This window comes from Enterobacter sp. 302C9 (genome assembly GCF_034106085.1).
GTDB classification, from domain to species: domain Bacteria; phylum Pseudomonadota; class Gammaproteobacteria; order Enterobacterales; family Enterobacteriaceae; genus Enterobacter; species Enterobacter asburiae_B.
This window is the reverse complement of the sequence record NZ_JAWNBW010000003.1, coordinates 162,031-183,981: the sequence shown is the minus strand read 5'-3', so window position 1 is coordinate 183,981 and position 21,951 is coordinate 162,031. Positions and strand designations below refer to the sequence as shown.

At 59.7% G+C, this 21,951-nt stretch carries 19 protein-coding genes; 9 read left to right on the top strand and 10 right to left on the bottom strand.

Going from position 1 to position 21,951, the window contains the following annotated elements:
• The first annotated feature begins 111 nt into the window (after positions 1-111).
• Positions 112-687, top strand: a complete 576-nt coding sequence (locus UR289_RS08820) for a phage repressor protein CI (RefSeq protein ID WP_047060318.1) — start codon at positions 112-114, stop codon at positions 685-687.
• Between the two features lie 282 nt (positions 688-969).
• Positions 970-2,139 (top strand): DNA repair protein, encoded by a 1,170-nt coding sequence (locus tag UR289_RS08815; protein WP_033146698.1) that lies wholly within the window; start codon positions 970-972, stop codon positions 2,137-2,139.
• On the opposite strand, the gene UR289_RS08810 is transcribed toward UR289_RS08815, so the two are convergent.
• Positions 2,140-2,904, bottom strand: coding sequence for a siderophore-interacting protein (locus tag UR289_RS08810; RefSeq protein ID WP_143346455.1), 765 nt, complete (start codon positions 2,902-2,904; stop codon positions 2,140-2,142).
• Between the two features lie 148 nt (positions 2,905-3,052).
• On the opposite strand from UR289_RS08810, the gene UR289_RS08805 reads away from it, so the two are divergent.
• Positions 3,053-3,547 (top strand): PadR family transcriptional regulator, encoded by a 495-nt coding sequence (locus UR289_RS08805; protein ID WP_029741394.1) that lies wholly within the window; start codon positions 3,053-3,055, stop codon positions 3,545-3,547.
• Here the strand turns inward: UR289_RS08805 and UR289_RS08800 are convergent.
• Entirely contained in the window at positions 3,544-5,103 is a 1,560-nt protein-coding gene (locus UR289_RS08800; RefSeq protein WP_033146700.1) for a methyl-accepting chemotaxis protein, read from the bottom strand. The genes UR289_RS08805 and UR289_RS08800 overlap by 4 nt on opposite strands.
• A gap of 337 nt (positions 5,104-5,440) precedes the next feature.
• Positions 5,441-6,961: a methyl-accepting chemotaxis protein gene (locus tag UR289_RS08795; protein ID WP_320709768.1), complete on the bottom strand. Its 1,521-nt coding sequence runs from the start codon at positions 6,959-6,961 to the stop codon at positions 5,441-5,443.
• Between the two features lie 434 nt (positions 6,962-7,395).
• Here UR289_RS08795 and ygjG point away from each other — a divergent pair, with 434 nt between their 5' ends.
• On the top strand, positions 7,396-8,775 hold the full coding sequence (gene ygjG / locus UR289_RS08790) for a putrescine aminotransferase (RefSeq protein ID WP_023309267.1): 1,380 nt from the start codon (positions 7,396-7,398) through the stop codon (positions 8,773-8,775).
• Positions 8,776-8,858: 83 nt separating this feature from the next.
• Here ygjG and UR289_RS08785 read toward each other — a convergent pair whose 3' ends face one another.
• Positions 8,859-9,461, bottom strand: coding sequence for a helix-turn-helix domain-containing protein (locus UR289_RS08785; RefSeq protein ID WP_039260488.1), 603 nt, complete (start codon positions 9,459-9,461; stop codon positions 8,859-8,861).
• Between the two features lie 42 nt (positions 9,462-9,503).
• Here UR289_RS08785 and UR289_RS08780 point away from each other — a divergent pair, with 42 nt between their 5' ends.
• Positions 9,504-10,190, top strand: a complete 687-nt coding sequence (locus tag UR289_RS08780; RefSeq protein WP_320709766.1) for a B3/4 domain-containing protein — start codon at positions 9,504-9,506, stop codon at positions 10,188-10,190.
• Positions 10,191-10,202: 12 nt separating this feature from the next.
• On the top strand, positions 10,203-11,051 hold the full coding sequence (locus tag UR289_RS08775) for a dihydrodipicolinate synthase family protein (protein ID WP_033146705.1): 849 nt from the start codon (positions 10,203-10,205) through the stop codon (positions 11,049-11,051).
• 54 nt (positions 11,052-11,105) lie between these two features.
• Here UR289_RS08775 and lsrG read toward each other — a convergent pair whose 3' ends face one another.
• From lsrG to lsrA, 6 genes are read right to left on the bottom strand one after another with little or no spacing between them, the layout of a single operon-like run.
• On the bottom strand, positions 11,106-11,399 hold the full coding sequence (gene lsrG / locus UR289_RS08770) for a (4S)-4-hydroxy-5-phosphonooxypentane-2,3-dione isomerase (RefSeq protein ID WP_008503162.1): 294 nt from the start codon (positions 11,397-11,399) through the stop codon (positions 11,106-11,108).
• Positions 11,396-12,283, bottom strand: coding sequence for a 3-hydroxy-5-phosphonooxypentane-2,4-dione thiolase (gene lsrF / locus UR289_RS08765; protein WP_320709763.1), 888 nt, complete (start codon positions 12,281-12,283; stop codon positions 11,396-11,398). Before lsrF ends, lsrG begins: the two co-directional genes overlap by 4 nt.
• 11 nt (positions 12,284-12,294) lie before the next feature.
• A complete protein-coding gene (gene lsrB / locus UR289_RS08760) occupies positions 12,295-13,296 on the bottom strand; it encodes an autoinducer 2 ABC transporter substrate-binding protein LsrB (RefSeq protein WP_033146708.1) in 1,002 nt (333 codons plus the stop codon).
• A gap of 1 nt (position 13,297) precedes the next feature.
• Positions 13,298-14,275, bottom strand: a complete 978-nt coding sequence (gene lsrD / locus UR289_RS08755; RefSeq protein WP_048981228.1) for an autoinducer 2 ABC transporter permease LsrD — start codon at positions 14,273-14,275, stop codon at positions 13,298-13,300.
• A complete protein-coding gene (gene lsrC, locus UR289_RS08750; protein WP_045888065.1) occupies positions 14,276-15,307 on the bottom strand; it encodes an autoinducer 2 ABC transporter permease LsrC in 1,032 nt (343 codons plus the stop codon).
• Entirely contained in the window at positions 15,304-16,791 is a 1,488-nt protein-coding gene (lsrA, locus tag UR289_RS08745; protein WP_320709926.1) for an autoinducer 2 ABC transporter ATP-binding protein LsrA, read from the bottom strand. The genes lsrC and lsrA overlap by 4 nt, the downstream gene beginning before the upstream one ends.
• Before the next feature lie 215 nt (positions 16,792-17,006).
• Here lsrA and lsrR point away from each other — a divergent pair, with 215 nt between their 5' ends.
• The 3 genes from lsrR (at position 17,007) to UR289_RS08730 (ending at position 21,837) form a co-directional block, all read left to right on the top strand.
• Entirely contained in the window at positions 17,007-17,975 is a 969-nt protein-coding gene (gene lsrR, locus UR289_RS08740) for a transcriptional regulator LsrR (protein ID WP_167818707.1), read from the top strand.
• Between the two features lie 34 nt (positions 17,976-18,009).
• Positions 18,010-19,608, top strand: coding sequence for an autoinducer-2 kinase (gene lsrK / locus UR289_RS08735; protein ID WP_320709759.1), 1,599 nt, complete (start codon positions 18,010-18,012; stop codon positions 19,606-19,608).
• A 207-nt stretch (positions 19,609-19,815) separates the two neighbouring features.
• Positions 19,816-21,837: an NADPH-dependent 2,4-dienoyl-CoA reductase gene (locus UR289_RS08730; protein WP_320709757.1), complete on the top strand. Its 2,022-nt coding sequence runs from the start codon at positions 19,816-19,818 to the stop codon at positions 21,835-21,837.
• Positions 21,838-21,951 lie beyond the last annotated feature (114 nt).

The window sequence follows — 21,951 nt, the reverse complement described above, 5'->3', positions numbered from 1 at the left end:
TAATGTCTGCAATCATTAGCCTTTGTTTGCCAACGCCTGCCGCTGATTGCCCGAATTTGTAATGATACTAATACCCAAGTGAGTATTAGTAAACACCCAAAGGAATATATTTTGATTTTAGATTCTCAAGTGAATAATGAAGAGTTACTCGATAGAATCTGTCAGGTATATGGTTTCACGCAGAAAATCCAGCTGGCCCGGCACTTTAATATCGCCGCCAGCTCGCTTCAGAACCGCTACGCGCGCGGTACCGTCTCTTACGACTTTGCGGTTCAGTGCGCGCTGGACACCGGTGCCAGCCTTCGCTGGCTGATGACCGGACAAGGTGCACAGTTTGAAGGTCACCCCGCACCGGGCGATCCGGTTTCGGTTTCCACATTCACACTGAGTGATGGAAAGCTGGAAGAAAATACCACTTTGAGTATTGACTCTGGTTTCTTTAGCAAACCGCTGGCTCGCGGCATCGCCGTTCGGGCGGAGGGAAAGCTGCACTTTATTGAAAAAGAAGCATCGTTAACCGACGGCCTGTGGCTGGTTGAGATTGAAGGCACCGCCAGCATCCGCGACCTCACGCTGCTGCCGGGTAAAAAACTCCACGTGGCGGGCGGCAAGGTTCCGTTTGAATGCGGTATCGACGAGATAAAAACGGTGGGTCGCGTAGTGGGGATTTACAGCGAGGTTAATTGAGGGTGGGTCGGATGCATTCGCCACCAAAGGTGGGGCGCTCGCTTTCGGGTAGGACACGGAAAAAACCGAGGCAGGGGAAAAAGAGGATCGACGCACATTAACAGGGCTGGTGAAGGTGTGGCATGTCGCTCTATCGGGTTTACCCCATAATGAGAGCACCACACATCAACTCATTAAAGAAATCCCCCATCGCGCCGATCATCATCCGTGTGTATTATTTCCTGTAGCTTTTACAACAACTAACCTTAACTCAAATACTTAAGCGCCAAAGCGAAAGGCATCATGAGCACACCGATCAAACGGCTAGAAATCATTAAAAATGCCATTGAACTGGAAGATGACGACATCATCCAGAGCCAGCTGACACGCCTGAAAAATGAAGCGTTTGACGATGAGCTACAGGCAATCGTCGTGGCGCTTGAGGAGAAGAACTACACCGCTGCGATGGCGGCAATTACCGCCTGGCTGCAGGGCCAGCGCGCCGTGACCCAGTGGCGAGATCCGCAGGTGGCCGCCAGCAAGCTGGAGCTAAAGGCACTGGAAGAGCGTCTGCGCGATCTGATTGACCGGCGCAACGCCCGGGTGCAGCAGCTTGATGAGTTCAACGATCTCTATTTTTCTCGCCTCGGGCCGCTGATGCAGCAGATCCTCGCCCTGCGTAAAACGCTGGCCGAGCTCAATCTGCGCCGTCAGCAGGCGGAAGCGCGTCGTCGCGAGGAAGATTACCGTCGCTGCCAGCGCTATATGGCGCAGGCGGTAGAGGTGCTGGCGACGCTCACCCAGCGCTGGCGCGATCTCCCGGCCGACTCCGTGCAGGCCGCTGAGGCGCGTAAGCATCTGGAACAGCAAAGCAATCTGATTGCCAACCTGCTGGCCGAAGCGCTGGAGCTGGAGAGCGGCTTAACGCGCGAAGAGGAGCCTGCGCGTCAGGCGCGCGACGACGCTAACGAAGAGTACGAGAAGTATCGCGAGCAGCATCACGATGCCGAAGTGCGGCTGCGCAAGGGTAAGGATCTTTCGGAAGAGGATCGGAACGAGCTCAAGCGCCTCTGGCGGCAGGCGAGCAAGCTCTGCCATCCGGATCTGGTGGCGGACGACCTGAAAGAGGAAGCTAACGCGATGATGGTCCAGCTCAACCAGGCAAAGCAGCGTGGCGACGTTAAAACCATTCGCTCACTGGTGGCCCGGCTGCAGCAGGGCTTTGAGCCATTGATGGCAAGCGACAGGCTGAACGATCTGGAACGTATCCGCAAAAAAATGGCGCAGGTTCGCGAGCAAATCGACATTTTAGTGAACGAGCTGGCGGAGCTGGAGAAAGAGGAGTCCTGGCTTCTGGTCTCGTCGCTGAACAATATGGAAGCGTACTTCGCTCAGCAGGAGAAAGCGCTGCACGAGGTCCGCGCCTCGCTCGAACATCAGGTGAGCGAAGCGCAGCTGGATTCCGCCGCCTGATTATTTGGCGTGCCAGTATGCGCTGGCACGCACCAGTTGCTGGTCAATCGCGTCGGTTTCAAACTGACGGCTCAGCGTCTTCACCACCTTCCCTTCCCCGGTCAGCCAGATGAAGTAATCTTCCTCTGGAACGGTCAGCGCCGCCAGATGGTCCGCTACCGCCTGCTCGCTGTGGCCCACCACCCAGGTGATGTTGAATTCACTCAGGTGCGCCAGATACGCCTTATAAGAATCGTCTCCGACCGTCACAACCGCATGAATTTCCGGGCGAACCGGCAGTTTAGCAATGCTCTCCAGGCGTCGGCGCAGCGCGGGCATGCCGGACTCGTCGCACACGTACAGCTGCCAGGCGTAATCCTCCGGCACCACCAGCGAACCGCGCGGGCCGCCGATGGTCAGCCTGTCTCCCGCTTTCGCCTCGACCGCCCAGCGGCTGGCAATGCCGCCGTCGTGAATGAAGAAATCGAGTACCAGCTCATGGTTTGCCTCGTCGTACAGCGGCGTATAGTCGCGCGTCTGAGGACGTACGCCGTCGCCCCAGTCGATGCCTTCATCGGTGACCACCGGCGGCACAAACACTGCCCCCGGGGCCGGGAAAAAGACTTTGGTATGGTCGTCGAAACCGCGGGAGCTAAAGCCCTCCAGCTGCTCGCCGCCTAAAACAATGCGCTGGAAACCCGCGCTGGCGCGCTCAACGCGGAGCACCGTCAGCTCGCGAAAGCGCAGGTCATTACGAACACGCTGTGGGTAACGGGTAGATGCCATTTTTAGCCCCTTCTCTGGTGAATACGATATATCTAAATCAATTATCCAAATGATAATGATTACTAGTAAGTAAAAATGCAAGATCTTTTAGATTGCATCTGAATATATCTTAGATATAGTTTAGATATATCAAATTAAGAGAACTACTATGCGACACGAACACGACAGCGGCGGGCGCCGACCGCGCTTTTTCGGCCACGGCGATCTGCGGCTGGTGATTCTGGATATCCTGACCCGCAGCGCGAGCCACGGCTACGAGCTGATCAAAGAGATCGAGAATCTGACCCAGGGGAACTACACCCCGAGCCCAGGAGTGATCTACCCGACCCTGGATTATCTTCAGGATCAAACCTTTATCACCATTACGGAAGAAGAGAACGGTCGTAAGACGATTACGATTACCGCTGAAGGACAACGCTGGCTGGACGAAAACCGGGAACAGCTGGAACAGATCCAGGTGCGTATCAAAGCGCGTTCCGTCGGTTTTCAGCTGCGCAAAAACCCGCAGATGAAGCGGGCGCTGGATAACTTCAAAGCGGTGTTAGACCTGAAGGTGAATCAGGGAGAGCTCAGCGACGCGCAGCTCAAGCAGATTATCGGCGTTATTGACCGCGCGGCGCTCGAGATCTCCCAGCTGGACTAAGCCGGAGCGTGCTCGTTCACGCGGAAGACGCGTACCAGCTCCTTCAGGTGCATCGCCTGTTCGTTAAGCGATGCTGCCGCCGCCACAGACTCCTCCACCAGCGCGGAGTTCTGCTGGGTGGTGGCGTCAATCAGGCCAATCGCGCTGTTAATCTGCGAGATACCTTCCGTCTGCTCGTGGCTGGCCTGGCGGATTTCGCGCAGGATCACGTCCATCTCTTCCACGTTGCCGACCATCCCGTTGATCAACGCACTCGCTTTTTCAACCAGGTTCATCCCGTCCTGGGTCTGGCTGGTAGAGCTCTCAATCAGCTCGCGGATTTCGCTGGCAGACGACGCGCTCTTCTGGGCAAGCTGGCGAACTTCACCCGCCACCACCGCAAAGCCGCGACCGTGCTCGCCGGCGCGCGCCGCTTCCACCGCCGCGTTCAGCGCCAGAATATTGGTCTGGAAAGCAATAGCGTCGATCAGGTCGATAATGTCGGACATCCGGTTCGACGTCTCGTTAATCAGGCGCATTTTGCTGGTCACCTGCTTCATCATCTCGCCGTTGTTTTTGACCACCGTGGCGGCATCCGCCGAGAGGTTGGTCGCTTCCCCGGTATGCGAGGCGGTATTTTTCACCGTCGCGGTGATCTGCTCCATCGAGGCGGCGGTCTGTTCTACAGAACTTGCCTGCTCTTCCGTGCGCGCGGCCAGATCCTGGTTCCCGGCGACAATCTGCGCGGCTGCGCTGGAGATATTCTCCGAGCCGGTTTGCACCTGCTGCACGATGTCCAGCAGTCGCGTTTTCATCTCCATCAGCGCATGCAGCAGCAGACCCGTTTCGTCTTTACCATGTGGCGTGATGCTGCCCGTCAGATCGCCCTCAGAAATGGCTTTTGCAAAATGCACCGCCTCGCCGAGCGGACGAGTGATAGCGCGCACGATAAACCAGCCAATCAGGCTGCCTGCCGCAACGCTAAAAAGCGTGAGCAGGATCAGCAGCAGGCGGTTAGACCTGAAATCCCCTTCCACCTGCGCGCCGGCACTCTGCATCTCGCTGTTTTGAATGGTAATCAGCTCCTTCACCTTCGCTTTATAAGCCTGCTGCACGGCGAGGGTGGTGGTCATCATCTCCTGAATAGCGCCCGCACGATTGTTGTTCTGCACCGCCTGCAGAATGCGGTAGCGCGAGTCCAGATACTGCTGGCGCACGCTGCGGATCTCCGCCAGAACCTGCTGAGACTTTTGATCCTGCAACGCGTTGTTCAGCTCGCCCAGGATCACCGTGATGTGCTCGCTGATCTCTTTCAGGCGCTGCTGAGATTGCCCCGTATAGGTGCCCTGCTCGTCCAGCAGCATCAGCTGTTGAGTGCTAATAAATTCCTGGAAGTTATCGATTAACTGGTTCGCTTTTACCGTGGTCGGATAATCACTGGTAATAATCGATTGCATCCCGTTATTAGCCCGGTTCAGGCTCAGCAGAGACAGGCTCGCACTGATGGCCATCAGGACAATAAAGAACCCGAACGCCAGAAATAATTTCGTGCCGATCTTTACGTCATGTAAGAACATATTTTCTCCATCGATGTGATTATTTCTCAGACGATCGCTGTTATCGGTAACGATTTCGCTAACTTTATGAGTTTGATCGTTTTTTTATTTCATAACCCCCGCAATGCATAGGTGCAGGCTATTAATATAGCCTCATCGATCGTTACCAGACCGTCAAACGGGGTATTTTCGAAATAGCATTCTGAAGAACTGACTTAGGCAGGAATAAATAACTGAGGCAATTTCTTTAGTTATTTAATATTAAATTAACAATAAACCACATTAATAGTCACAATCAGAAAAATAAAACGCCGCTTATTCCTTACGGAATAAACGGCTTTTTTGGAACATTACTGACTTAGTGGAGCACAGTCACCGCATCCTTGAGGCGTCCGGCGCGGTGCTTCACCATTGCAGAAATGTGGGCGCTCTCCTCGACCAGGTCGGCATTTTTCTGCGTGATGCTGTCGAGTTCAGCCACCGCGCGGGTCAACTCTGACAGCCCGGTGGCCTGCTCGGATGTCGCGTGGCTGATCTGGGCGATAAGCTGCGTCACGTTTTTCACCTGCACCACGATATCATCCATCGTGCGGCCTGCGGCGTGAACCTGCTCAGAGCCGGACTGCACCTTGCTGGCGCTGGCATCAATGAGTTTACGAATATCATTGGCGGCACTGGCGCTGCGGCTGGCGAGATGGCGAACTTCGCCCGCGACCACGGCAAAACCTTTTCCCTGCTCTCCTGCCCTTGCCGCTTCAACCGCCGCGTTCAGCGCCAGAATATTGGTCTGGAAAGCGATGTCGTTAATCAGGGAGGTAATCGAGCCAATCCGCTGCGTGCTGTCGGCAATGTCATCCATGGTTTTAACGACGGTCTGCATCGCGTTGCCCCCTTTCGTCGCCGCGCTGCTCGCGGCCACGGAGAGTTTATCCACCTCGGCGGCGGTTTCAGAGTTACTCTGAACGGAAGCGGCCATCTGGTTCATTGTTGCGACGGTCTGCTGCACGTTCGCCACGGTCTGACGCGTGCGATCGTTCAGATCTTCATTTCCCTGTGCCAGCCTGTCGCTGCCGTCACGGACGCTCACCACCTGGCTCGAGACGTCATTGATTAACCAGCGGCACATCAGGCCCAGCTGCCCGACCGCGCGCAGCGTCAGCCCCAGTTCGTCGCTGCGGTTCAGATGCTGCACGCTGTTGCGCTCACCGGTTGCGACCTTCAGCGCCTGTTGCGCCACATTCTCTACCGGGCGGACAATCTGTTGCTCAAACAGCAGCGTCCCCAGCAGCATCACCACCGCGGCAGCAACGAGCGGCATCCACCCGGCGGAAGTCGCGATCAGCGTGGCGGCGAGAACGGCTAAAAGCGCCGCCATCACGCTGCGCACGCGCCAGCGCAGCGGCATTGCCGGCAGTTTGCCCAGCCAGCCTTTTCCAACCACCAGCCCCTTGTGCACACGTTTCTTACAGCTCCCGTCGTTCAGCGCCCGGTAGAGCGGCTCCACGGCCGCAATCTCTTCGGCTGTGGCTTTGGTGCGAATGGACATATAGCCCGTCACCTGCCCGCGGCGCACCATCGGCACCGCATTCGCACGCACCCAGTAGTGGTCGCCGTTTTTGCGCCGGTTTTTGACAATTCCGCTCCACGGCTCGCCCTGCTGCAGCGTGTACCACATATCGGCAAACGCGGCTTTTGGCATGTCGGGGTGGCGGACCAGATTGTGCGGCTGGCCCGTCAGCTCATCGAGCTGGTAGCCGCTCACCTGCACAAAGGTGTCGTTGGCGTGTGTGATGTAGCTGTGGACGTCTGTGGTAGACATTAAGGTGGTGTCATCGTCCAGAGAATATTCATTCTGGGTGACATAGGTTGGAGAGGACATTGTGGGCATCCCTTGCAGGTTATTTGAATGTTAATTTTGTGGGTCAATGTTTTTTCGGCGGTAAACAATTTATCTTTAGTTGTTAAACTTGATGTAGATCTCAGATTTCACTTAAACCATACTTTTTGTACGATTTTATAATTCATTGATTTCAAATACTTTCGTAAAGAAATTACCTATAAAGCATGACCAGTTAATGCCCACTTAAGTTGCAGCCAATGCACTTCTTTAGTGCAGATGCGCTTTTCCGCCTCATTTACCCTTTTTGTCCTGTACCGCTAAATCCCGTTTCGGTTGCTCCGGCATGATTAAATATTGTGCAACATTATTTTAACCTGGCGTTTATCCCGATTTTCGTTAAGTCATCTGAAGTGGCGTAATCCCTGCAATACTTAAACCAGTATCATGTGATACGCGATCCCCGGGAGCACATTTTGAACAGGTTACCTTCCAGCGCCTCGGCTCTTGCCTGTACCGCGCACGCACTGAATCTCATTGAGAAGCGAACGCTCGATCATGAGGAGATGAAACAACTTAACCGAGAGGTCATCGATTACTTTAAAGAGCACGTCAATCCAGGTTTTCTGGAGTATCGCAAATCTGTTACCGCCGGCGGGGATTACGGAGCCGTAGAGTGGCAAGCGGGGAGTCTTAACACGCTTGTCGACACCCAGGGACAGGAGTTTATCGATTGCCTGGGTGGTTTTGGTATCTTCAACGTGGGGCACCGTAATCCAGTTGTGGTTTCCGCCGTACAGAATCAACTTGCGAAACAACCTCTCCATAGCCAGGAACTGCTCGACCCGCTTCGCGCTATGCTCGCGAAAACGCTGGCGGCCTTAACGCCCGGCAAACTGAAGTACAGCTTCTTTAGCAACAGCGGCACGGAATCGGTCGAAGCGGCGATTAAACTCGCCAAAGCGTACCAGTCGCCGCGCGGGAAATTCACCTTTATCGCCACCAGCGGCGCGTTCCACGGTAAATCTCTGGGCGCACTGTCTGCTACCGCCAAATCCACCTTCCGCAAACCGTTTATGCCGCTGCTGCCGGGCTTCCGCCACGTGCCGTTCGGCGACATTAACGCCATGCGCACCGTGCTGAGCGAATGCCGTAAAACCGGCGATGACGTGGCGGCGGTGATCCTGGAGCCGATTCAGGGTGAAGGCGGCGTGATCCTCCCTCCGCAGGGCTATCTGCCCGCCGTGCGTCAGCTGTGCGATGAGTTTGGCGCGCTGCTGATCCTCGACGAAGTCCAGACCGGGATGGGGCGCACCGGCAAAATGTTTGCCTGCGAGCACGAAAACGTGCAGCCGGACATCCTGTGCCTGGCTAAGGCGCTCGGCGGCGGCGTGATGCCGATTGGTGCGACGGTTGCGACTGAAGAGGTGTTCTCGGTGCTGTTCGACAACCCGTTCCTGCATACCACCACCTTTGGCGGTAACCCGCTGGCCTGCGCGGCCGCGCTGGCAACCATCAATGTGCTGCTGGAGCAAAACCTGCCCGCGCAGGCGGAGCAGAAAGGCGACATGCTGCTGGACGGCTTCCGTCAGCTAGGCCGGGAGTATCCGGACCTGGTGCAGGACGCGCGTGGGAAAGGGATGCTGATGGCGATTGAATTTGTCGACAACGAAACCGGCTATAGCTTCGCGAGCGAGATGTTCCGCCAGCGGGTGCTGGTCGCCGGAACGCTCAACAACTCGAAAACCATCCGCATCGAACCGCCGCTGACGCTGACGATTGAGCAGTGCGAGCAGGTGCTGAAAGCGGCGCGTAAAGCGCTGGCAGCGCTGCGAATAAGTGTGGAAGAGGCGTAATCAACGCCGGGTGGCGCTACGCTAACCCGGCCTACAAAATACTGCATGCAGGCCCGGTAAGCGTAGCGCCACCGGGCTGCTTTTTATCGGTGAAATTCCGCCACCGTCATGGTGAAGCGAAGCACGGTATCGCCTTCGTTCGCATATCCGTGCGCCGCTTCCGTTTTCGCCACCGCCGATGCGCCAGCGTTAACCTGGGTCACCGTCTCATCCACCGTCAACGTTAAAACGCCTTCGTTCACGTGCAGCAGCTCAAAGGTTCCCGCCGGGTGCCCCGGAGAGGTAAAGCGCTCTCCCGGCTGCATCTCCCACTGCCATAGCTCAATCATATCCGGGCCTGCGGTTCCCGCCAGCAGTCTGGCGCGTCCACCCTGTGCGCCCTGCCACAGCACCGGAATCGCGGCCTCTTCGATAACGTGCACCAGCGGCTCGCTGGATACGTTGACGATATCCGCTACGGAGATGCCGAGCGCGGCGGCCAGCTTGCACAAGATGGCGATACTGGGGTTGGCTGCGCCCTTTTCGATCTCCACCAGCATGCCTTTGCTAACGCTTGCCCGGCGGGACAACTCGTCCAGAGACAGCTTTTTCTCTTTGCGCCAGTTGCGTATGCGGTTTGCCACGGCCAGGCTTACCAGGGCAACATCGGCACCCTGCGAAGTCATTATATTGACTTTATCAGTCATTGGTCACTACCATGGTATAAAACAGTCAATACAGGATTATTTATGTCTCTCGTTACGCCGTCAATAGATTCGCATCTTACCGGGATTGCCCCGGGCTTTCGGGCGCTGAGCATTCTGGTTGAAGCTGCGCCGATAACCCACCCGGAGGTTGCGCCCGCCGCGCTGGCGCAGGCCTGCCAGCAGATGTTGAATGATGATGTGCCATGGGCTGATGCACACCTTTCAGACTGGGATGAGGTGTATAAAGCCTTCGGCGCGAAACCGAAGCGCACGCCCTGCTCGGCATCTGCCCTGCGCAAGCGGGTACTGAAAGACGGTTCGCTGACGTCGCTGGATCCGGTCGTAGATATCTATAACGCGGTGAGTATTCGCTATGCCATTCCGGTGGGCGGGGAAAATCTCGCGGCGTATTCGGGTGTGCCGCGTCTGACGCTGGCCGACGGCAGCGAGCCGTTTGATACCTTCAAAGAGGGACAACCAGTGATGGAACATCCGGAACCGGGCGAGGTTATCTGGCGCGACGATCTCGGCGTCACCTGCCGCCGCTGGAACTGGCGCCAGGGGGTGCGTACCCGTCTGGACAGCCAGGCGCAATCCATGTGGTTTATTCTTGAAAGCCTGCCGTCGATGCCCCTTGCGGCACTGGAAGAGGCAGGAGAAGAACTGGTCAACAACCTGCAGCGGCTGATGCCGGGAGCCACGGCTCGGGTTCAGCTGCTGACGCTGTAGGAGGACAACACGATGTTTCACGGGTTAAGCGCGTTTCCGTTAACCCCCCTGAAAGAGGGGACGTTTGACGAGCACTCCTTCATCAATCTTCTGCGCCCCGTGGTCGACGCTGGTATGGATTCACTGGGCATTTTGGGCTCAACGGGAAGTTACGCCTATCTGACCGTTGAAGAGCGCGGTCGGATCGCACGCTGCGCGGTGGCGCATGCTGATGACATTCCGGTCATCGTCAGCATCGGCGCATTGCGGCTGGACGATATTCTGCGTCTAGCTGACGACGCGCAATCGGCAGGTGTCTCCGGCGTGCTGCTGGCACCCGTGTCGTACCAGCGATTAACGGAAGACGAAGTATTTAATCTGTATGAAACGGTGACCCGCCAGCTCTCAGTACCGCTGTGCATTTACGATAATCCCGCCACAACCGGTTTTTCGTTTAGCGATGAACTGTTATTTGCCGCCGCGGCCCTGCCGAATATAGGGTCCATTAAGCTTGGCCGCGTGCCGGAGGACCTGTTGCAGGTACGCGCTCGTCTACCTGATACCGTCACGCTGGGCATCGCCGGTGACTGGCGAGCGGCCTCCGCCCTGCAGGCCGGGTTTGACGTCTGGTACTCGGTGGTCGGCGGGTTGTTTCCGCAAACAGCGCTGGCGATTGCCCGTTCGAAAGAGTCGGCACAATCCGAGCGGCTGGAGCCGCTTTGGGCGCTGTTCCGCCATTATGGTAGTTTGCGGGTGGTAGCGGCAGCGGCAGAAATGCTGGGGAAAGTGGAAACACCCGCGCTACCCTTCCCCCTTCAGGCTCTTCAGGGTGAGCCGCGCGAAGCGCTTGCTACGATACTTGCGGATCTGGCGCTGGCTTGAACAACGCCGGGTGGCGCTAGCGCTTACCCGGCCTACAAAACCTTTATAACGCTGTTACTCCGGCAACAGCCCCACAAAACTGCGTTTCTTGCGCGGCTCCGACATCAGCTCTTCGAGCTTATCCACGCACGCCAGATAGTGCGGGGTTTGCTTGTGCGCCAGCACCGCCTCTTCGTCTTTATAGGCTTCGTAGATAAAGAACCGGGTTTTCACCCTCGGATCCTGCAATACGTCAAAACGCAGGTTTCCCGGCTCCTGGATTGCCCCCTCGTGGTTGGCGCGAAACACCTCCAGAAACTCGTCTACCCGCTCGGGCTTGATGTTGATCTCCACCAGCGTCACGTTCATTTTGCTTCTCCCTGTTTCTCTTCCTGCCAGAACTGGAACGCATCGCGGGCATTCCAGTTCTCGTGAACCACTTTTTTCACCGCCTTCAGCATGGAGAGCGGCGCGCTGGACTGGAAGATGTTGCGCCCCATGTCCACACCGGACGCGCCCTGGTCAATCGCGCGCCAGCACATCTCCAGCGCCTCGTGCTCCGGCAGCTTTTTGCCCCCGGCGATAACGATCGGCACCGGGCAGCTGGCGGTCACTTTTTCAAAGCCCTCGTCCACGTAGTAGGTTTTGACGAACTGCGCCCCCATTTCGGCCGCGATGCGGCTGGCGAGCGAGAAATAGCGCGCGTCGCGCGCCATCTCTTTCCCCACGCCCGTCACCGCCAGCGTCGGCATACCGTAGCGCGCGCCCGCATCGACAAGCTTGATGATGTTGTTGATCGACTGATGCTCAAACTCGCTGCCGATATACACCTGCGCCGCCACCGCGCAGACGTTCAGGCGCAGCGCGTCCTCCATCGCCACCGCCACGCACTCGTTCGACAGTTCGCCCAGAATCGAGTTACCGCCCGAGGCGCGCAGCACCACCGGTTTGTTCGTGGCGGCTGGCACCTGACTCCTGAGGATGCCGCGGGTGCACATCAGCACGTCGGTTTCGCCAAATAGCGGCGTGATGGAGAGGTCGATACGCTCAAGCCCGGTGGTCGGCCCCTGAAAGTAGCCGTGGTCAAAGGCCAGCATCACCGTGCGGTTGCTCTGCGGGTTGAAGATGCGCGCAAGCCTGGACTGCATGCCCCAGTCCAGCGAGCCGCAGCCCTTCAGGGTGTACGGCACATTCTGCTGCGCCGTGCCGATGCCAAAATCCTTGCCGTCTTTGATGTCGTCTAAATCAGCCATTTGCTCCCCCGTCAGAAATCGTATTTGCTGATGTTCTCTTTGGTGAACACCACGCGCTCCGGCAGCAGCACGATGCCGTTGCCCTTCGCCTCATACTGGTAGCCCTGCACGCTGTTCGGCTCGACCTTCAGCGCGCCGATATTTTTTACGTCCACGCTGTCGCCGACGTTAAGATCGCCTTTTTTCAGCAGGCGATCGGCGACGTTGACCGCAATTTTGCCCTGTTGTACTACATCCCACAGGCCGAAGGCTTTCACCGTGCCGCGCTCAACGTACGGGCGCATCACGTTCGGCGTGCTGAAGCCGACAATCGCCACCCCTTCCCGCTTCAGGTTTTCCGCCGCCTGCGCCGCCGCTGGAAGCGCGTTGGCGTCCGGGGCGATGATCGCATCCAGATCCGGATACGCTTTTAAGATCCCTTCGGCGGTTTGCAGGGATTTGGTGGCGTCGTTATAGCCAAACTGGGTCGTCACGACCTGCCACTGGGGGTGATCTTTCTCGATTTTGGCCTTCGCCTCTTTCACCCACTGGTTCTGGTCGGTGACGGTCGGGCTTGAGTAGAAGAACGCCACTTTAGCGTTCGGTTTGGTGACCTGTTTGCCCGCCATCTCCACCAGCAGGCCGCCAAGCTGCTCCGGCGTCCCCTGGTTGATGTAGATGCTGCGGCACTCCGGTTTGGTGTCGGAATCCCAGGTCAGGACCTTGACGCCGCGCTGCATCGCGCGCTTGAGCGCCGGGCAGAGGCCGTCCGGCGACACGGCGGAGACGATAATGGCGTTATAGCCCTGGTTAACGAAGTTATTGATGAGCTGCACCTGCCCGGAGACGCTCGGCTCGGTTGGGCCGTCGTAGGTCACGTCCACGCCGAGATCTTTCCCCGCCTCTTTCGCGCCGTTGCCGCCGCTGGTGAAGAACCCCACGCCCACCAGCTTCGGGATAAAGGCGATGCGGTCCGCCGCCTGCGCCGAGGCGAAGCTGAGGGCCATTGCCAGGACTATCAGTTTTGTTTTCATCTTACGCTCCGGATAGTTTTCTAAAGAGAGAACGCACCCACTCGCGGTGCAGACTCAGCGAACGTCCCATCACCACCACAACCAGCAGCGCCCCTGACAGCGCGCTCGACACCTGGTTAGGGATGCCGACCATCTGTAAACCCTGCTGCAGATACCCCACCAGCAGCGCCGCCAGCGCCGTACCGACAACCGAACCTGACCCGCCGTAGATATTGGCCCCGCCGAGCACGGCGGCGGTGAGCGCAGGCATCAGCAAATCGCGCCCCAGATCCGAACGCGCGGAGCCGAAATAGGAGACCATCACCAGCGCGGCAATCGCCGAGGCCACGCCCACCAGGCCGTACAGCGCGTAGGGCATGCCGTTCACCGACAGCGCCGCATAGCGCGCCGCGCGCGGGTTTTGCCCAATCAAAAACAGATGACGACCAAAGCGCCCGCGGTGGGTAATCAGCCAGAAGAAAACCGTAATCACCGCGAACAGCACCAGCGGGATCGGCAGGCCCAGCACCGTGAGGTTAGCGAACGCCGTGAAGCCGTCCGGGAAACCGCCGATGCCCTCGTAGCCCGTCGCGCCCGCCATGCCGGAGAGCAGCAGCGCGCCGCCGCCGTAGAGGTAAAGCGTGCCGAGGGTGATGACTAAAGGACTAATGCCGGTGTAGTGGATCAGCGCCGCATTCAGCAGCCCGCACAGCAGGCCGAGCAGCAGCGTCAATGGAATAGCGACCGCCATCGGCCACCCCGCCTGCATCATCACGCCCAGCGCGATGGCGCACAGGCCGATGGTTGAACCGAGGGAGATGTCGATCCCGCCGCTGATGATGACCAGCGTGAGCGGCAGCGCCACGATACCGATGCAGATGAAGTCGCTGGTGCTGAAAAGCAGCATGTTGACGTCGAGCATGCGCGGGTTGATGGCGCCAAAGAGAAGGATCTCCAGCACCAGTAAAATCAGCAGCGCGCTTTCCCAGTTAAGCCTCATTTACGCCACCTCTTTTTTGCGTTTGGGAAACGGGGTGACGTGCTTTCCCCCTTTGTTACCCGGCTGGAAGCGGCCGTACTTCAGCGCCCGCTGATGGCGCGCCAGCGCCTGGCGCAGACGCCCGTCGAGCACCAGCACGCCCAGCAGCACCAGCCCGGCGATAAAGTCGTTCCACCACGCCGGGAGCCTGAACAGCACCAGCACGGTGTCGATTTGGGTCAGGAAGAAGGCGCCGAGCAGCGCGCCAATCAGCGTGCCCGTGCCGCCCAGCAGCGAAATACCGCCGAGCACGCAGGCGGCGATGGCCTTCATCTCCAGCCCGCTGCCGGTCTGGTTGGGCACAAAGCCAATCTGCGCGGCAAAGACGATCCCGGCGCAGGCCGCCAGCATGCCGTTGAGGGTAAAGGCGATCATGCGGGTGCGGTTCACCGCCACGCCCAGCTGGCGCGCGGCGGCGAGGTTATCCCCCACCGCGTAGAAATCACGCCCGAACGCGGTGCGCGAGAGCGTCCACGCGCCCGTGACCGCGATAATCAACACCAGCATGCCGAGCGGCGAAATGCCGATGGCGGCAGGCTCAGAGAGGGATTTCAGCCCGGGTGGCAGTCCTTCAATCCACTTTCCGCCGGTCCAGAGCAGCATCGCGCCACGGTACAGCCCCAGCGTGCCGAGGGTGGCGACAATCGCCGGGATGCGCAGCCCCACCACCAGAAACCCGTTGAATGCACCGGCCAGCGCGCCAGTAGACAGGGCGAAGAGAATGGAAACGGGCAGGCTGTAGCCGCTGTTCAGCGCCACGCCGACGGCAATGGCGGACAGCCCGACGGTTGAGCCAACGGACACGTCGATATTGCGGGTCAGCATCACCAGCGCAGCGCCGATGGCCAGCAGGATCAGGATCTGCGAGCTGGCGAAAATCATCCCGAGCGTCTGTAAACTCAGGTAGGACGGATTCAGCGCCACCAGCACGGCGAACAGCGCCAGAATGGCGAGGAACGCGCTCAGCTCGCGGTTTTTCAGCAAGGTCTTCATGACTGCCCTCCGAATGCCAGCGCCATCATCCTGTCGAGGCTGACGGCGTGGCGCGGCAGCTCGCCGCTGAGCACGCCCTGATGCATCACCAGCACGCGGTCCGCAAGGCCCGGGAACTCGTCAAGATCGCTTGAGATCATCAGCACCGCCAAGTTCTGCGCCGCCACGCTTTTTATCAGCTGGTAGATGTCGGCGCGCGCCGAGACGTCCACCCCGCGCGTCGGTTCATCGACGATCAGCAATAAGGGGTTGGCCTCCAGACAGCGCGCCAGCAGCACCTTCTGCTGGTTGCCGCCGGAGAGCGTGCGCACGGTTTGATCCGCATGGTTGAGCTTGATCCCCAGCGCCCGGTGATAGCGCTCCACCACCGCAGACTCCCGCTTGCGCTGCTGCCAGAGAGACGGCTCGTTCAGCGCCACGGTGTTCCAGCGGATCGGCGCGTCGAGGAACAGGCCGTACACCTGCCTGTCTTCCGGCAGGTAGACCAGCCCTTTTTCCAGGCGTGAACTTACCGGCTCGGCGGTAATGTCCTGATTCTCCAGCCAGACGCGTCCGCCGCGTACCGGCCGCAGGCCGTAGAGCGTTTCTGCAAGCTCGGTGCGCCCGGATCCCACCAGCCCGGCCAGGCCGACGATCTCTCCGGCGAAGATCTCAAGGCTGAGATCGATAAAGCCTTCCCCGGTGAGATCCTCCACCCGCAGCACCGGGAAATCCTGCGGCTGGGTGCGGCGGTTGCCCGGCAGCGCCAGCCACAGCTTTTGCGTATCGCTGAGGGATTTCTCCCGGCTTACCGGCGTCATGGCGGCGATCAGGGCGCTGTCGTCAAACTGCGCGGTTTCACCGCTCAGCACCACCGCGCCGTCGCGCATCACCGAGACGTGGCTTGCCAGCTGGCGAATCTCCGGCAGCTTGTGCGAGATAAAGACAATCCCGACGCCGAGCGCCTGCAGGGCGCGGATCTGGCGGAACAGCCGCTCGGTTTCGCCCGGCGTGAGGGAGGCCGTGGGTTCGTCGAGGATCAGGATCCTGGCGTTGCGCATCAGCCCGCGCAGGATCTCCACCATCTGCTGATCCGCCACTTCCAGGGTGCTGGCGGCGGCGTCGAGGTTAAGCTGGCACTGGAGCTGCTGGAGCTTCTCCGCCAGCCGCTTTTCCAGATCGCGTTCGCGCGGCAGGCGAAACAGGATGTTTTCCCGCACCGTCAGGTTGGGGAACAGCAGCGGCTCCTGCGGCACCAGATAAATGCCTAACCCGTGCGCCTGAGCGGGCGTGAGCCGCGCATATGACTGCCCCTCGACAGAAAGTTCACCGCCGTCCGGCGTTTCGACCCCGGCGATGATCTTCATCAGCGTCGATTTTCCCGCGCCGTTTCCGCCCATCAGGGCGTGCACCTGGCCCGCAAGCAGCGTGAAATCAATGCCTTTTAAGACCGGCACGCCTGAGAACTGCTTGCTGATATTCTGCGCGTCGAGAAGTGGTGTCATCATCGCTCCGCTATTGAACAAATGATTTTTAGATTTAATAATGTTCAAAAGCGTAGACGGTGAACTATATTTACAACCGTGCAGGGATCACAGTTTTATCGATTGAGATACAGATAAACCAGAAACGATCTAAAAGCTCCGTTTTGTCGCGTGGCTCACACTTTCCCTTCGCGCCATCACGAACATATGATCTAAATTTTTATAAGAGTTCAACTATGAGCGATAAACGCACTGCGGAAGAAGTAAGGTTTGCCGGGCTGGCACTGGCGGAAGAGGAGCTGGTGGCGCGCGTAGCCTGGTGCTACTACCACGACGGGCTGACCCAGAACGACATCGGCGAGCGGCTCGGGCTGCCGCGCCTGAAGATCTCCCGCCTGCTGGAAAAAGGCCGTCAGTCCGGGGTGATCCGCGTGCAGATCAACTCCCGCTACGAGGGCTGTCTGGCGCTGGAGACCGAGCTACAGCAGCGCTTTGGCCTGAAGCTGGTGCGCGTGATGCCCGCGTTAAATACGCCGCCGATGAACGTGCGGCTCGGCATTGGCGCGGCGCAGTCGCTGATGGGCGTACTGGAGCCCGGCCAGCTATTAGCGGTGGGGTTTGGTGAAACCACCATGAGCTGCCTGCAGCACCTGAGCGGCTTTATCAGCTCGCAGCAGATCCGCCTGGTGACGCTCTCCGGCGGCGTCGGGCCGTACATGACCGGTATTGGCCAGCTGGACGCGGCCTGCAGCGTCAGCATGATCCCCGCCCCGCTTCGCGTGTCATCCGCAGAGGTGGCCGGGATCTTAAAACGCGAGACCAGCGTGCGGGACGTGATCCTCGCCGCGACCGCCGCCGACGTGGCGGTGGTCGGCATTGGTTCAGTGAACCAGCGCCGTGACGCCACGATACTGCGATCCGGCTATATCAGCGAAGGTGAACAGCTGATGTACGCCCGCAAAGGGGCGGTCGGCGACATTCTCGGTTATTTCCTCAATGCCGAAGGGGAATGCGTCGAGGAGCTGGAGATCCACAAAGAACTGCTGGGCGTCACGCTCGATGAACTGGCGCAGCTGCCCACCATCGTTGGCGTGGCCGGAGGAGAAGAGAAAGCCGATGCGATTTATGCCGCACTGAAGGGTCGCCGTATCAATGGCCTGGTGACGGAGGAGACGACAGCCCGCGCGGTGCTGGCCCTGACGTAACGGGCAGGCCCTGCGCTAACAACGAGGCAAGCTCATGAGTTACCTTTTAGCGTTAGATGCAGGGACAGGCAGCGTTCGCGCCGTGATTTTCGATTTACAGGGCAACCAGATTGCCGTCGGTCAGGCCGAGTGGAAGCACCTGAGCGTGGAGAACGTGCCGGGATCGATGGAGTTCGATCTGGAGACCAACTGGCAGCTGGCCTGCCGGTGCATTCATCAGGCGCTGGAGCGTGCGCGCCTGAGCGCGGCGGACATTCAGTCCGTCGCCTGCTGCTCGATGCGCGAAGGGATCGTGCTTTACGACCGCGACGGCGAGGCCATCTGGGCCTGCGCCAACGTCGACGCCCGCGCCAGCCGCGAGGTGGCCGAACTCAAAGAGATCCACGACGACCGTTTTGAATCCGAAGTGTATGAGGTTTCCGGCCAGACGCTGGCGCTGAGCGCCATGCCGCGCCTGCTGTGGCTGGCGCACCATCGCCCGGATATTTACCGCAAGGCCGCGACCATCACCATGATCAGCGACTGGCTGGCGGCGAAGCTCTCCGGCGAGCTGGCGGTCGACCCGTCTAACGCGGGCACCACCGGCATGCTGGATCTCTTTTCCCGCGACTGGCGTCCGGCGCTGCTCGACATGGCCGGGCTGCGCGCCGATATTCTCTCCCCGGTGAAAGAGACCGGCACCGTGCTGGGCACGATTACCAAAGAGGCCGCGCAGCAGTGCGGCCTGCGCGAAGGCACCCCGGTGGTGATGGGCGGCGGCGACGTGCAGCTGGGCTGCCTGGGGCTGGGCGTGGTCCGCGCCGGACAGACGGCGGTGCTGGGCGGTACCTTCTGGCAGCAGGTGGTCAACCTGCCGCAGGTGCGCACCGACCCCGAGATGAACATCCGCGTGAACCCGCACGTTATCCCCGGCATGGCGCAGGCGGAGTCGATCAGCTTCTTTACCGGGCTGACCATGCGCTGGTTCCGCGACGCCTTCTGCGCCGAGGAAAAGCTGATTGCCGAGCGGATGGGGATGGACACCTATTCCCTGCTGGAAGAGATGGCGAGCCGCGTACCGGCAGGCTCCCACGGGGTGATGCCGATATTTTCCGATGCGATGCATTTCAAGCAGTGGTACCACGCCGCGCCGTCGTTTATTAACCTCTCCATCGATCCGGAAAAATGCAATAAAGCGACGCTGTTCCGCGCCCTTGAGGAGAACGCGGCGATTGTCTCGGCCTGCAACCTGGCGCAGATCTCGCGCTTCTCCGGCGTGACGTTTGAAAGCCTGGTGTTTGCGGGCGGCGGGGCCAAAGGCGCCCTGTGGAGCCAAATTTTAAGCGACGTCACCGGGCTGCCGGTGCGCGTGCCGGAAGTGAAAGAGGCGACGGCGCTCGGCTGCGCGATTGCCGCAGGTGCGGGCGCGGGGCTGTTTGCGGATATGGCCTCGACGGGCGAGCGGCTGGTGAAGTGGAGCCGCGAGTTCACGCCGAACCCGCAGCACCGCGAGCTGTACGACGGCATGATGCAGAAATGGCAGGCGGTGTACGCGGACCAGCTCGGGCTGGTGGACAGCGGGCTGACGACGTCGATGTGGCAGGCACCGGGCTTAGTAAAAACCCACACCCCTCACCCTGCCCCTCTCCCCTGAGGGGAGAGGGAAAAAACCAGATCGAGCCAATTCTTTGAGACCGCACCAGCCAGTCCCCTCTCCCCTCAGGGGAGAGGGTTAGGGTGAGGGGCGAAGTTCTTTGAGATCTATCACAATCATTCGATCCCGCTTTTACCTTTCCGCTCCCGCTGGCTAAATTAGTAACTCATCCGACCACATAACAATAATTTTACACTGGAAGAGACTATGAGCCGCTACCCGTCGTTATTCGCCCCCCTCGATCTGGGGTTCACCACACTCAAAAACCGCGTGTTGATGGGCTCGATGCACACCGGGCTGGAGGAGCATCCGGACGGGGCCGAGCGTCTGGCAGCCTTCTATGCCGAGCGCGCCCGCCACGGGGTGGCGCTGATTGTCACCGGCGGCGTGGCCCCTGCTCTTTCCGGCGTGGGCATGGAGGGCGGCGCGGTCCTGAACGATGCGTCACAGCTGCCGCACCACCGCATTGTGACCGACGCGGTACACCGCGAGGGCGGTAAAATCGCCCTGCAAATCCTGCACACTGGACGCTACAGCTATCAGCCGAACCTGGTCGCGCCGTCGGCCATTCAGGCGCCAATCAACCGCTTTAAACCTTACGCCCTCAGCCACGAAGAGATCCTGGCGCTGATCGACGACTTTGCCCGCTGCGCGGCGCTGGCGCGCGAGGCGGGCTATGACGGCGTGGAGGTGATGGGCTCTGAAGGCTATCTGATTAACGAGTTCCTCGCGGCCCGCACCAACCAGCGCGACGACGAATGGGGCGGCGACTATGCCCGCCGGATGCGCTTTGCCGTGGAGGTGGTGCGCGCGGTGCGCGAACGTGCGGGCGCAGACTTTATTATCGTCTTCCGCCTGTCGATGCTCGACCTGGTGGAAGGCGGCGGCACGTTCGACGAAACCGTGCAGCTGGCGCAGGCGATTGAAGCCGCCGGTGCCACGATTATCAACACCGGGATTGGCTGGCACGAGGCGCGCATCCCGACCATCGCCACGCCGGTGCCGCGCGCGGCGTTCAGCTGGGTAACACGGAAGCTGAAAGGCAAAGTCTCTGTTCCACTGGTCACCACCAACCGCATTAACGATCCGCAGGTAGCGGACGATGTGATTTCACGCGGCGACGCCGACATGGTGTCGATGGCGCGCCCGTTCCTGGCCGATGCCGAACTGCTCTCCAAAGCGCAAAGCGGCCGTGCGGACGAGATCAACACCTGCATCGGCTGTAACCAGGCCTGTCTGGATCAGATCTTCGTCGGCAAGGTCACCTCTTGCCTGGTTAACCCGCGCGCCTGCCATGAAACCAAAATGCCGATCGTTCCGGCGGTTAATAAAAAACGTCTGGCCGTGGTGGGCGCGGGCCCCGCGGGCCTGGCGTTTGCGGTGAATGCCGCCTCGCGCGGGCACAGCGTGACGCTGTTTGATGCGCTGGCGGAGATTGGCGGGCAGTTTAATATCGCCAAACAGATCCCCGGCAAAGAGGAGTTCTATGAAACCCTGCGCTACTACCGCCGGATGATCGACCTGACGGGCGTCGAGCTGCGGCTTAATCAGTTTGTCAGCGCGGCGGATCTGATCGGTTTCGACGAGGTGATCCTGGCGAGCGGGATCGTACCGCGCCTGCCGGCGATCGAGGGTATCGATCATCCGAAGGTGTTGAGCTATCTGGATGTATTGCGAGACAAAACGCCGGTCGGCGAGAAGGTGGCGATTATCGGCTGCGGCGGGATCGGCTTTGATACCGCCATGTACTTAAGCCAGCCGGGCGAGGCCACCAGCCAGAACATTGCCGAGTTTTGTGTGGAATGGGGTATCGACACCAGCCTGAACCAGTCCGGCGGGCTACGCCCGGAAGGGCCGCAGCTGCCGAAAAGCCCGCGCCAGATCGTGATGCTGCAGCGCAAGGCCAGCAAGCCGGGCGAAGGGCTGGGCAAAACCACGGGCTGGATCCACCGCGCCACCCTGCTCTCGCGCGGGGTGAAGATGATCCCGGCGGTGAGCTACCAGAAGATCGACGACGAGGGTCTGCACGTCACGATCGGCGGCGAGCCGCAGCTGCTGCGCGTGGATCACGTCATTTTATGCGCCGGGCAGGAGCCAAAGCGCGATCTGGCGGATCCGCTGCGCGAAGCCGGTAAAACGGTGCATTTGATTGGCGGGTGCGATGTGGCGATGGAGCTGGACGCGCGGCGGGCAATTGCGCAGGGGACGAAGCTGGCTCTGGCGATCTAGGACATTGCCGGGCGGCAGGGTAAAAGCAAAACGGCAACCCAGTTGCCGTTTTTAGCGTTTGCTCCCTCTCCCTGTGGGAGAGGGCCGGGGTGAGGGCATCAGGCCGCACATCCC